The sequence below is a fragment of the Flavobacterium tructae genome, assembly GCF_001853485.1.
GTDB classification, from domain to species: domain Bacteria; phylum Bacteroidota; class Bacteroidia; order Flavobacteriales; family Flavobacteriaceae; genus Flavobacterium; species Flavobacterium tructae.
Map to the genome: position 1 here is coordinate 28,772 of NZ_MIKE01000028.1, position 13,033 is coordinate 41,804.

Genomic DNA, 13,033 nt, shown 5'->3' on the forward strand with positions numbered 1-13,033 from the left:
TCAAATAACTCAATGAGGCTAATTTTAAAATTGGTGTTTTTTATTTTTTCAGTAATCAACACCTATGCACAACAGACAAGTGTGACAAGATCAAAAGATCTGGAAAGCGCTTATGACATTCAGGACAGTGTAATGATTAAAACCAGAGATGGTGCTTTAATATCAGCAATGGTTGTTCGGAAAAAAGGAAATTTAACTCCCCAGCCGGTCATCTATCAGCATACCATTTATGCCAGAGAAAAAGGCAGAGATCTCAAATCTTTAAAAGCAGCGGCAGATAAGGATTATATAGGGGTCATGTCGTATTCACGCGGGAAACGATTTAGTCCTGATGAAATAACGCCTTATGAAAACGAGACGAATGATACTTATGATGTTATCGACTGGATTAGTAAACAGAAGTGGTGCAACGGAAGTGTCGGGATGTATGGCGGAAGTTATAACGGGTTTACGCAATGGGCAGCGTGTAAAAAAATGCACCCTGCACTTAAAACGATAGTTCCGTATGTTGCTTCCAGACCGGGAATGGGGTTGCCAATGGAGAATAACGTTTTTATAAACCCTAATTACGAATGGGCGTTTTACGTTGGAAATAACAAATATCTGGATACGGTTGCGGGAAACGACAGACAGCGCTTCAGGAATATGCAGTTTAAGTGGTGGGAAACCGGTGTGGCTTACAAAAAAATGGATAGCATTGACGGCACTCCGAACCAATTCTTTCAAAAGTGGATCAAGCACCCGTCATTTGACGAATACTGGCAGAAAATGGCACCATACGGAAAAGAATTTTCGCAGATCAATATTCCGGTTTTAGCCATTGATGGTTACTATAATGATTCTCAAAATTCAGGATTGTATTATTTGAGAGAATTGGAGAAATACAATCCGAAAGCCGACTCGTATTTAATCATTGGCCCGTACGGTCATTTTGGTGCACAAGTAGGGGGTGATGCTGTTCTGAATGGTTACAAAGTGGATGAGGTGGCTCTAATTAATACCTATAAAATAACCTATCAATGGTTTGATTATATTTTGAAAGGCAAACCCAAACCGGCAATCTTAAAAGACAGAATCAATTATGAGGTAATGGGAGCTAATGAGTGGAGAAGTGCTCCGTCTATTGCTAAAATGAGTAATAGTTTGCTAACGTTGTATCTTACCAATGATCCGGTAGAGAAAGGAAAATTTTACTCGTTGAATGCCACAAAACCTGGTAAGAAAAGTTATTTGCCGCAGGAAGTTGATTTTGCAGACCGACAAACCATTAATAACGATTATTATCCCGATCCCATTATTGATAACGAAGTAGATACGTCCAATGGTTATGTTTTTATTAGTGAACCTTTTACTCAGCCGATAGTGGTAAATGGAGCATTTTTGGGAGAAATAAAGGCCAGCATCAATAAAAAAGACATGGATATTGGAGTTACCTTGTTTGAAGTAACGCCAGACGGAAAATATTTTGAGCTGTCTTATTTTATAGGCAGGGCGAGTTATGCGAAGGATATTACGAAAAGAAATTTGCTTCAGCCCAATAAAATAGAAAGTATTCCTTTCTCCAATACCCGTTTGGTGAGTAAACAATTGAGTAAAGGAAGTAGACTGTTGATTACTTTGAATGTAAATAAAAATGCTTTTTCGGAATTGAATTATGGAACAGGGAAGGATGTCAGCAGCGAGACTATGAAAGATGCTAAAGTGCCTTTAAAAATCAAATGGTACAACGATAGTTTTGTACAGATTCCAATTTGGAAATAAAACAAAGAATCCCAATCTTATTTGTTTTTAAGATTGGGATTTTTTTATTTCAGTAAAGCTGTATCTAAATGATGTAACCAATTTTCTTTGTAGCTATTTCCTATTGGTATTGCTACTGTATTTATTTCAACTTCATTCTTAGAATAAGCTGTTAGTTTTTTGATCTGAATGATATAAGAACGATGAACACGCACAAAATTGGAATCTAATTGTTTCTCAAAAACAGAAATATTCTGCTTAATATGATGTGATTTTCCGTTTTCGAGATGAATGGTAATATAATCTTTCAGGCTTTCAATAAATAAGATTTCATCAAATACAATTTTAATATTTCTGCTTCCGCTGGTTACAAAAACATGATTTTCAGAGTCTGATTTTGTTTCCTTTTTTAATGGCTGTACTTGTTTGAATTTTTCTATCGAGACAAAAAAACGATCAAAAGTGATAGGTTTTAAGAGATAATCAATGACATTAAGTTCATAACCTTCTATGGCATATTCCCGATAAGCCGTTGTGAAAATTACCTTAGGCGGATTTTTTAATTTCTTTAAAAATTCATTGCCTTTTAAGAGTGGCATTTCTATATCTAAAAAAATCAAATCGACTGTGTTTGTTTCTAAAAAAGTATAAGCATTCAGTGCGTTTTCGAAAGAATCGATTAGTTCGAAATTTTGAAAATTCACTAAATGAGAAGCAATTAATTCTCTTGCCAAAGGTTCGTCGTCAATGATGATGCATCTGTATTTCATTCAAAAAAGAATATTTTTTAGAAAATCTAATTTATGGGTTTTGAATAAGCTTTGGTTATAGCTCTAAAAAAATCTTAGGAGTTTTCATTTTGTAAGCTTAAAATTAAATGTTGAGGTAAAGTTTAACAGCATAAGTAATTTGCGTTTCTTCAATTTCTAATTGATGTTTTTTAGGATATAATAAATCCAATTGTTTGCGAACATTGACTAAACCAATTTTAGATTTATCCGAAGTTTTACCAAAATCGTTTTTAGGTTTTGTGTTGTCAATGCTAAAAATGATTTGTTGTTTTTTGCTTTCTAAATGCAAAGAAATTATTGCTTTTTCAGTTTCGTTAATTACACCATGTTTAAAGGCATTTTCGATAAAAGTTAATAGAATTAAAGGAGATATCTTATTGCTCACTTCAATGTTTTTTGTAAATGAAATAGTCAGTCTGTTTTCGCTGTAGCGTAATTTTTCCAGACCAATATAATTTTCAATTAACGCAATTTCTTTTTCGATCGATACATAATCTTCGTTACAGCGATATAAAACAAAATCTAAAATTTCAGATAATTTAGCGATAACTTCCGGTGCTTTATGATCTTTTTTTAAGGTTAAAGTGTAGAGATTGTTCAATGTATTAAAGAGGAAATGTGGATTCAGCTGATTTTTTAGGATCTTCAGTTCCATTGATTTTTTTTCTTCTTCTAATTTTAAAAGCCGTTGTTGTTTGCGGTTAAAACTTATAAAGCCTAAAATAATAACAGGATAGGTAAGGAATGAGAATTCTCTCAGCATCAATTTAACCGAAGTTAATCTTTCAATAACGGTCATTTTATGACCAGGCCAGTAATCAAAGAAACCCGGGAATTTTGGTTCGAGATAATAAAATTTTAAAATCATTAAAAGGGCAAAAACGAAATAAAGCCAGCCTAATGCGGAAACTGTAAAAAGTAAATATTTCTTTTTGTTTAATGTCTGAGGAATAATCCAATAAATCAGACCATACCCAACAGCTGCCTGTGCTACAATTTTCCAGGAATATATAAATAGAAAAGCATAAGAATCTTCGTTATCAGCTTTATTCGAAAAATAAAAAAATAAAAAGAAAATCCAGTAAAAACAATGAAGTGCTGCTCTTTTTAAATCAATTTGTTTGATGAAATTCATTAGCATATTTTAAATAGGAGCAAGATAACAAAATATAGAAATAAGCTCTGTTTAGGACTATAAATAATGAGATTTTGCCTTCAATAACAGCATTTCAGCATACGAATACAACAGAATTGAATTATTCATTATTTGATTGCTAAAACAGCCTTTTTAGTTGCGCTTGTAATTATCAGAAGTTCTTGCAATTATATTCGCTTAAAAATAATTATGATCAAATTTATCCTTGTATTGATTCTATTTCTAAGCAACATGTTGAAATAAAATCTCCTTAAAATAATAAACGGATCTAAAACGAAATGAAAAAAATGATTAAACACACAATTGGTATTCTGATTTTGACAAGTTCCTTAAACTTATTTTCGCAGGAACAAAAACAAGAAATTAAATACAACGAGACTTCTAAAGTAATCAAGCCTGCTTTGTTTGCAGACTTGGGCGAAACTTGCCAAACTCCGGACGGAATGGCTCTTGATAAGAAAGGAAATTTATTTCTTTCGATTACAAATGCAATTTCATTTGAAAAGTACGGCAGTAAAATTTTAACTTTCGATAAGAATGATAAACCGATAACCTGGTTCGACAAATTACCATTACATCCTGTTACACAAAAAGTACATCCGATGGGAATGGAGTTTGGCCCTGATGGGAATCTATATATTATGGACAATCAGTTTTTTGCTGGGAAAGAGAATTTCTCCAGATTACTAAGAATTATCGTAAAAGACGGGAAGCCTGTAAAAGCTGAGGTTTTAGCCGAAGGATTTAATTTTGGAGAAGCCGTAAGATGGTTTAAAAATCGAATTTATATTACAGATGCTTTATTTGAAAATCGAAGAGAAAGCGGAATTTATAGTTTTTCGTTAGAGGAATTAAACAAGAAAAAGATTGCTCTGGATTCATCAAATAAGAAAAATTATCTGATTGCAACTTTTATCTTAAAACCTGAAGTTACCAAGAGTACCATTGGGATTGATGGAATTGCTTTTGATAAAAAGGGAAATCTATATGCGGGAAATTTTGGTGATGGAGTAATTACTAAAATAGAATTCTACAGTGATGGAAAAGTAAAATCTAAAAAAGTTGTTTTTGATTCGGATAAATTAAAATGTTGCGATGGCTTTTTTTATGATAAAAAGCGAAACTCTATTTTCATTGCCAATTATGAAAATAATAGCGTGCACGAATTAAATTTAGATACAAATACGATTTCTTTAATTTGGGAAAATGATAATGCTGACGGTTCTGACGGGCAATTAGATAATCCTTGTGAAACTATTGTTTATAAAGGAAAACTGTTAGTTGTAAACTATGATACTTTTGAAGGTGAAAAAAACAAAGGCGCAGATCGCTTTCATACTATTTCCAGTTTTAAATTATAAATCCCTTTCAGAAAAAAGACAATAGGTTAAACAAAACAAAAGCCAAATCTAAAAACTTAGATTTGGCTTTTTTATATTAACAAAGTTTCTAACCTGAAACTTTGAAACTTGAAACTAAAAATGATTAACCTAAGAAAGGATATCTGTAATCTTCAGGAGTTACAAAGGTTTCTTTGATGGTTCTAGGAGATGCCCAACGCAATAAGTTTAATGCGGAACCTGCTTTATCGTTAGTTCCTGAAGCTCTTGCTCCACCAAATGGCTGCATTCCTACAACAGCTCCTGTTGGTTTATCGTTGATGTAGAAGTTACCTGCAGCATTTTGTAATTTTACTGTAGCTACTTCAATTGCATAACGATCCTGGCTAAATACTGCTCCTGTTAAAGCGTACTCAGAAGTAGTATCTACTAATTCTAAAGTCTCTTCCCATTTAGCATCTTCGTAAACATAAATAGTGATTACAGGTCCGAATAATTCGGTTTCCATTGTAGTATATTTTGGGTTTGTAGTTACGATAACCGTTGGCTCAATAAAGTATCCAACTGATTTATCGTAGTTTCCACCAACGATGATTTCAGCATCAGCATCTTTTTTAGCCTGGTCGATGTAGCTCGCCAATTTATCAAAAGAACCTTCGTGGATAACCGCTGTAATAAAGTTTCCGAAATCTTCCGGAGAACCCATTTTCATTGATTTTACATCGGCAACTAATTGTTCTTTAACCGCTGGCCATAAACTTTGCGGAATATAAGCTCTTGAAGCTGCAGAACATTTTTGTCCCTGAAATTCAAATGCACCACGGGCAATTCCTGTAGCCACTTGTTTTACGTTAGCGCTTGGGTGTGCAATGATAAAATCTTTACCACCAGTTTCTCCAACGATTCTAGGGTAAGTTTTGTAGTGGTGAATGTTAGCACCAATTTTAGCCCAGATGTCTTTAAATACATGAGTTGACCCTGTAAAGTGAACTCCTGCAAAATCACGACTTGCTAAAACAGTATCTGTAATCATTAAAGCATCACCAAAAACAACATTGATAACGCCATCAGGAACACCTGCTTCTTTGAAAATATCAATAATGATTTTTGCAGAGAAAACCTGACTGTCGCTTGGTTTCCAAACCACAACGTTACCCATCATAGCAGCACTTGCAGGAAGGTTAGCAGCGATAGCAGTAAAGTTGAAAGGAGTAATCGCGTAAACGAAACCTTCAAGAGGTCTGTATTCTAAACGGTTCCATGTAGAAGAATCTGATTTTGGCTGATCTCCGTAAATCTGAGTCATGAATTCTACGTTGTAACGTAAAAAGTCGATTAGCTCACAAGCAGCATCAATTTCTGCCTGGTGAATATTTTTAGACTGACCGATCATTGTTGCAGCATTAATGCGGGCTCTGTATGGTCCTGCAATAAGCTCAGCAGCTTTTAAGAAAATAGCAGCACGTTGTTCCCATGCCATATTTGCCCATGCTTTTCTTGATTCAAGAGCGTTGGCAATCGCTTTTTCGATATGTTGTTTTTCAGCTAAGTGGTAGGTTCCTACGATATGTTTGTGATCGTGAGGAGCTGATATTGTTCTTGTATTTCCAGTTCTGATTTCTTCGCTTCCGATGTATAACGGCACGTCGATTTTAGAGTTCCATAAAGTAGTGTAAGCTGCCTGAACTGCTGCTTTTTCTGGTGAGTTAGGTGCGTATCCTTTTACCGGTTCGTTTACCGCTTTTGGTACGTGAAAGAATCCTTTTAGCATGTTATTTAAAATTAGATAATTAGACAATTTAAGAATTAGACGATTTGATTGTTACGAATAATCTAACGCTGCACAAAAGTACAAAGGATAAATTAATAATTTGTCAAATTTGTGATTAAGATAACGATAAAAAAGGGAGTTTTAAACCTAATTTTTAGTTTAAAGCAAAAGGAGCACACATTCTGAAAGTAGGAACAATTACTTTGAATGTTTTGGTAGTGGTAAAGTTGATCATATTAAAATGACCTTTCATCGCGCCATATGGAGACGATAATAAACAGCCTGAACTATAAGTGTGATTTTCGCCGGGTTTTAAAACCGGTTTTTTTCCAATTACGCCTTCACCGTCAACTACTTCAAGGTCGTTTAAAGAGTCGAAAATTTCCCAGTGACGGGAAGTTAACTGAACAGAATCTTTGCTGTGATTTTCGATTGTAACGACATAGCTAAAAGCAAAGTGAATCTTATAGTTCTTGAAGTAAGTACCTTCAAAACTAGTCAAAACAGATATTTTTATGCCTCTTGTTATCTGAGAAACCATACTAAAGTAGTATATATGTGTGCGTTATAGGTGCAAAGCTACGAAAAAAAATCTTTCTGCCTAAATCCTTAACAATGTTTTAATTTATGATGTTTATCGAGTTTGCATTTCCTTTGCCAATCACTCTCTGGTATCGATCTGTACTTTCTCTGTAATACACCAGGATGGTATATTCATTCTCAGTCTGATAAAAGTTTCCGTCTATGGCATTTTCATAATCAATCACTCCTTTTTTATCGGCAACCGTGTATTGAAAAGCAGTAAAACCCTGTTTGATCATTACGGCTTTTTCAAATATGCCTTTCTCTGAATTGTAATTCATTTTGTATTCCGGAGCTAAGCAGTAATTGTTGAACATCCCGCTGATATAAATGTCCTTATTCGAGGCTCTGAAAGTTGGAGCGGACAGGCTGAAATATACCCAGGCATAGTCAGCTTCGATTTCATTGTTGGAAGCATTGATATTCTTCACTACGAAATTTCCGTTTACATCCTGATTGTTCGAGTAAATCTGATTGGCTCTTGCGAGATTGGTGAACAAATAAGAGTTATAAATGTCGCCGCTGCTTCCTACCTTGGCTACATTGGTGCTAGCCGCGCGGATGTCTTTGTTTTCAAAATACAAAAACTCATTACCGCCCCAAAACTGAGTTTCTTTATCGTATTTGTACACCAGCTGATTCCCAATGGTGTATTGCGGCACAATATTTTTAATAGAAGTGTTAAAGTTGCCATTCTGTAGCAGCAGCACTTTTACATTTTGCAGCGGAGTCTGAAAAACAATATCATTAGAGCTGATATTAAAATCCAGATTTTGTTTGTGTTCTATGTTAGACAAATCCCGGCTTCTTTTTACCTGAGTCGCTACAGTACAGTGATTTTCGTATAAGATAAATTTTCTGGATAGCACAACTTCTTTGTCCTCATTTAAAATACGAAGCATATAATTGCCAGAAAGACGCAATTGACTGGTAAACTGATTCGGGAAAGGAAGTCGGTAATGCGAATAGATTTGAAGTGTATTGAACGAATTCGAATAGTCAGTAATTCGCTGATTGTCAAAACCGATGATGTAGTCTGTTTTCGGAATATCAGACGGTTTCCAGTTGTAATCGCAGTGTATCACTTCAAAATAATAATTGGCTTCATTGCCAAATAAATCGTCAAATTGAAATTGAAATGCTTCCCCCAATTCGAAGATCGGAATCACATTACTGCCGTTCTGAACAAAAGAGACGGTTTTAATATTGTAAGGCGGATTTACTTCAGTTTGTACTTCCTGAGCAGTAGCCGAAGCAAAAATGAAAAATATAAGGAGGTTTCTAAACAATTTTTTTGGCATCTTATTAAGTTGTAAGATTGTAAATATAACAATTTTATAGAACCTAATAAGATGCTGTTTTACAGGTTTTGAAAACAAATTATCAGGAGCCCAGCAGGTATTCCAGATTAGCTTCAATTTCGTCGCTGATGTGACTTTCTTCCAAAAGCGAATCCGAGAGTAGTTTTTTGTTTTCTTGTAATTTGATGATTTTTTCTTCGACTGTATTTTTTGAAATGAAACGAACTACGTTTACTTTGTTCAATTGTCCGATACGATGTGCTCTTCCTACTCCCTGTTTCTCTGCAAAAGGATTCCACCAGGGATCAAGGAATAAGACATAAGAAGCCTTGGTAATGTTGAGACCAACGCCACCCGCCTTAAGGGAAATAAAGAATAATAAAGGGTTTTCTTTTTCCTGAAATCGTTTTACCTGCTGTTCTCTTTTTTGCGACGGAGTTTCACCGGTAATCTCGCAATATTCTATTTTGTTTTCTTTACACCAATCCGTATAAAAATTCAAATTGGTCACAAAGGAGCTAAAAATGATGACTTTTTGTTTTCCCTTGACTAAATTTTTCAGGTAATTCGTAACGGCAATGTATTTTCCGGAATCTACTTCAGAATCCTGATCGACCATTTTGGGATGATTGCTCAGCTGTCTCAGCTTCATTAAAGTATTGATAATGCTAATTTTATCAGGACCTGATCCATCCGTTTTCAGTAAAAAGTTACGTGCTTTTGATTTCTCTTTTTCGTATAGTTTTTCCTGTTCAGCATCCATATTGCAGTAATAAACCTGCTCTGTCAATTCAGGTAAATCTTTTAAAACCTGTTCTTTGGTTCTTCTTAAAATATAAGGCTGGATGAGGTTTTTTAATTCATTTAAAACTTCTTCGTTCTGTTTTTTCTCAATAGGATTTTTGAAATTCTCCATGAAAAAAGCATAACTCCCCAAAATATCCGGATTGATAAACTGCATCTGCGACCATAAATCGTCAAGCGAATTTTCGATCGGTGTGCCGCTCAAAGCAATTTTATGTCCCGTGCTGATCTTATTGATGGCTTTAAAAATCTTAGAATCTTTGTTTTTAATGTATTGACTCTCGTCTAAAATCAAATAGCGGAAATCGTATTTTTCTAAAATAGAAATATCACGATGAACAATGCTGTAACTCGTAAAAATTAAATCGGTTGAATTTAATCTGCTTGCCAGTAATTTTCGGTCATTGCCCACATATTGCATTTTCGAAAAATGAGGCGTAAACTTTCCGGCTTCATTGTACCAGTTAAAAACCAAAGAAGAAGGGAGAACGATCAAGGCCTTAAGAGGTTCTCTTTCGATAGTCGTATCGTTTGAGAATAAATCAAAATTGGTCGTTTTGGTCGTAAAGCCCAATTGTTCCTGTACCGCAACTAAAACCGCTAAAGTCTGCAGCGTTTTTCCAAGTCCCATATCATCGGCCAGACACGCACCAAGATTGGCATTAAAGTGACCTAAAAGCCATTTTACACCGTCAATCTGATACGGTCTCAGGGTTGCTTTTAGTAAATCGGAAGCTGTAAATTCAACTTTATGAATCTGGTCCGGATCATTGGCGATTTCTGAAATTCCGTCTAAAGCAGTAAAATTACTTTTACGCAACAAAACAGTTCCGTTTTCTGTCTTTGCCAATTTTGCCAAAGAGCCGTATTTGCTAAACCATTCCAGCGGAATCAAAAAATAATTTCCGTCAGGCAACATAAAGAGTCTTTCTTTGCTTTTTATGTTTGGAATGATTTCGCTGAAATTGATTTTATAAGGACCAATTGTGATGATTATTTTAATGTCGAACCAATCGGCTTTCGTTTCTTTTGCAATTGAAATCGTGTTGCTTTCGGTGATGATTTGTTTGCTTTCGAGTTTGAGATTCTGAATGGTAAAACCCAGACTTTCGAGTGGTTCTTTATGGTCAATGATGAATTGAATATTGACATACGGATCAGAAGTCTCAGCATCAGAACTCAATCCAAACAATTCATTTTTGATTTTTGTTAAACCAAGACTGAGTAATTTGTCTGTATAGGAAATCTCATCAGCGCTTCGTTTAAACTGAATAATTTTAGGTTCGTTGGCAACACTAAAATCCACAAAAGAGTGTGTTTTTTTAGTTTTACCCGCATCAAATGAATAGCCGTTATAGTCAAAAAAAAGGTTGAGGTAATAACAGTTTTTAAAAAAATCAAAAATAGGCTGAATCGTGCAGGAGACAATGGTGTCGCGGAGCTCAATTTCAAAGCCGGTAGATTCGATGTCGATTTTTTTGGCTATTTCCGGAATGAAATTCTTGAAGTAGTTGTCAACTAGTTTTGATGGTATTTCGATTGATTTCTTCTTTAAAAAAGGCAGCAGTTTTTTAGAATTAAGTTCTTTTAACTGCCCAAGTTTTTTGTCGATGATCAACCAGCTTGGTTCGTCCAAAAGAATATCCACACTTTTATCCATTGGCAAAAATGTGGTTTCGCCTTCTTTTAAAGATAAAGTATAAGTAATGCCTTCGGCGTGTTTGTCAAATTGAATCTGAGGTTCAAATTCTAACGGATTTGTATCGACTCTCCAACGATAAAAATCCTTTTCGGCACTCATATTAGCAGAGAATGGAAATTGTTCTTTTACAATTAGATTGTAAAAGGATTCTAAGTTAAATTTTAAATGCTGACGAATGGCAAATTCAATTTTGGAATCTTTTTGTAAATCAGCAATTGTTTTAGCCGATTTGATTTTAGTGCTGAATTTCTTGAAAATAAAATCAGGTTTTAAAGAGTCGCAAGCCGTCAGTATTTTTTTTGTATTGGAATCTAAATTTTCAAAAAGAACTCCAAAACTTTCAAGTACATCTGTACTCGCTTTTTTGTCCAGATATTTAATATCATCGGTATTTTCAATGATATAAGCTGTTGGGAGGTAGGTATTCAGGTTTTTTTCAAAACTGATGTCAAAGCAGAACTGAAATGATTTTGTAGGTTCCAAGATTTAGGGATTTGGTTGGCTTATAATTTAGAGATTGGGCAAAAAAATAAAGAGTTTTCAAAATATCAATAATTTGAAAACTCTTTTTAAATGAACTTGTATCACTTATATGGTGAAAGAATTAGTTTTCCTGTTTGAAGCAAAGCGGGATGATTTCGCCCTTTGCCAGACAATATTTTTCTACCAGTTCCGGAGAAATTTTATGGGTGTAGTCTTCTTCGATAACGATAAAACCGATGCTTCTTAACTTGTCAAAATAATCACGGCCATAAATACGCACGTGATCGTACTGACCAAATATTCTGGCACGTTCTTTTTGATCGGTGATGGTATCGTCAGCAAAAGTAACCGCTCTGGATAAGTCCTGCGGGATTTGAAGAATCGCCATTCCGCCCGGTTTTAAAACACGATATAATTCACGCATCGCTTTTGTGTCATCCGGAATATGTTCTAAAACGTGGTTGCATAAAATAACATCATATTCATTGTCTTTAAAAGGCAAATTACAAATGTCTGCTTTTACATCTGCCAAAGGCGAGAACAAATCGGTTGTCGTGTAATCCAGATTTTTCTGCTTGCGGAATCTTTTGTAAAAAGCCTGTTCCGGAGCAAAGTGCAATACTTTTTTAGGTGCCGTAAAAAAATCAGTCTGATCGTTTAAATACAACCACAGTAACCGATGTCTCTCTAATGAAAGTGTGCTTGGCGAAAGCACATTGTTACGTTGTTTCCCATATCCATAAGGCAAAAAACTTCTAAAACTTTTCCCGTCAATCGGATCAGTATATTTGCTTCCTCTTAATGATAAAGCTAAAACAGGACGCGCCACATAACTTAAACGAATTAATATTGGACGGGGTATTGTATTAAGTACTAATTTAAAAAGTTTCTTCACGGTAAATGTATTTGAACACGAATTTCACAAATTAACACGGATTAATGTTGTGGTGAAATTTCACGAACCTTGATTTGGGTTAAAGTATTATTCTTTCATATTTAAGGCTGTCTTCTCCAAAATTAACTAGTAAACCCAGTTTGTTTTGTGAGGCGGCCAGGTAATTTAATGTTTGTTTTATTTCACTTGTTGTTAGAGCTGTAATTGCTTTAAGTTCCAGAATAATTTCGTCAAAAATAACAAAGTCTGCAAAATAGTAACTAGGCAATATAATATCTTTATAAACAATATTATATCTTAATTCCCGATTGTACGGGATATTGTTTTTTTGAAATTCATATTCTAAAGCATCACCATAAACCTTTTCACTATGTCCCTTTCCTAAAATTTTATGGACTTCCATACAGATTCCAATAATTTTATAAGACTCATCTTTTAAATATAAATCACTCATCATTCAGTCTCTCT

At 34.6% G+C, this 13,033-nt stretch carries 10 protein-coding genes; 2 read left to right on the top strand and 8 right to left on the bottom strand.

The genetic code is table 11. The annotated features are described in order from the left end of the window. The first annotated feature begins 12 nt into the window (after positions 1–12). On the top strand, positions 13–1,761 hold the full coding sequence (locus tag BHE19_RS20615) for a CocE/NonD family hydrolase (protein ID WP_165607940.1): 1,749 nt from the start codon (positions 13–15) through the stop codon (positions 1,759–1,761). A 44-nt stretch (positions 1,762–1,805) separates the two neighbouring features. Here BHE19_RS20615 and BHE19_RS20620 read toward each other — a convergent pair whose 3' ends face one another. Together BHE19_RS20620 and BHE19_RS20625 are read right to left on the bottom strand one after the other, a co-directional pair. Further along, complete coding sequence (locus BHE19_RS20620) at positions 1,806–2,510, bottom strand: LytR/AlgR family response regulator transcription factor (protein ID WP_070908686.1); 705 nt, start codon at positions 2,508–2,510, stop codon at positions 1,806–1,808. A gap of 103 nt (positions 2,511–2,613) precedes the next feature. Next, positions 2,614–3,666 carry a sensor histidine kinase gene (locus BHE19_RS20625; protein ID WP_070908687.1) on the bottom strand — a complete coding sequence of 351 codons (1,053 nt, stop codon included), beginning with the start codon at positions 3,664–3,666 and terminating at the stop codon, positions 2,614–2,616. A 308-nt stretch (positions 3,667–3,974) separates the two neighbouring features. On the opposite strand from BHE19_RS20625, the gene BHE19_RS20630 reads away from it, so the two are divergent. Further along, the gene (locus BHE19_RS20630) at positions 3,975–5,048 is read left to right on the top strand and encodes an NHL repeat-containing protein (RefSeq protein ID WP_123923452.1); all 1,074 of its coding nucleotides are present in this window, start codon (positions 3,975–3,977) and stop codon (positions 5,046–5,048) included. A 124-nt stretch (positions 5,049–5,172) separates the two neighbouring features. Here the strand turns inward: BHE19_RS20630 and pruA are convergent, their stop codons facing one another. From pruA to BHE19_RS20660, 6 genes are all read right to left on the bottom strand, one after another. Then, positions 5,173–6,798 carry an L-glutamate gamma-semialdehyde dehydrogenase gene (gene pruA / locus BHE19_RS20635; RefSeq protein ID WP_017497795.1) on the bottom strand — a complete coding sequence of 542 codons (1,626 nt, stop codon included), beginning with the start codon at positions 6,796–6,798 and terminating at the stop codon, positions 5,173–5,175. Positions 6,799–6,952: 154 nt separating this feature from the next. Continuing rightward, positions 6,953–7,339, bottom strand: a complete 387-nt coding sequence (apaG, locus tag BHE19_RS20640) for a Co2+/Mg2+ efflux protein ApaG (protein WP_008467225.1) — start codon at positions 7,337–7,339, stop codon at positions 6,953–6,955. Positions 7,340–7,418: 79 nt separating this feature from the next. Next, on the bottom strand, positions 7,419–8,681 hold the full coding sequence (locus BHE19_RS20645) for a type IX secretion system plug protein (protein ID WP_070908689.1): 1,263 nt from the start codon (positions 8,679–8,681) through the stop codon (positions 7,419–7,421). 82 nt (positions 8,682–8,763) lie between these two features. Beyond that, positions 8,764–11,670: a DEAD/DEAH box helicase gene (locus BHE19_RS20650; protein ID WP_070908690.1), complete on the bottom strand. Its 2,907-nt coding sequence runs from the start codon at positions 11,668–11,670 to the stop codon at positions 8,764–8,766. A gap of 121 nt (positions 11,671–11,791) precedes the next feature. Beyond that, positions 11,792–12,565, bottom strand: coding sequence for a class I SAM-dependent methyltransferase (locus BHE19_RS20655; protein WP_070908691.1), 774 nt, complete (start codon positions 12,563–12,565; stop codon positions 11,792–11,794). Between the two features lie 79 nt (positions 12,566–12,644). Continuing rightward, positions 12,645–13,019, bottom strand: coding sequence for a GxxExxY protein (locus BHE19_RS20660; RefSeq protein ID WP_070908692.1), 375 nt, complete (start codon positions 13,017–13,019; stop codon positions 12,645–12,647). Between the last annotated feature and the right edge of the window lie 14 nt (positions 13,020–13,033).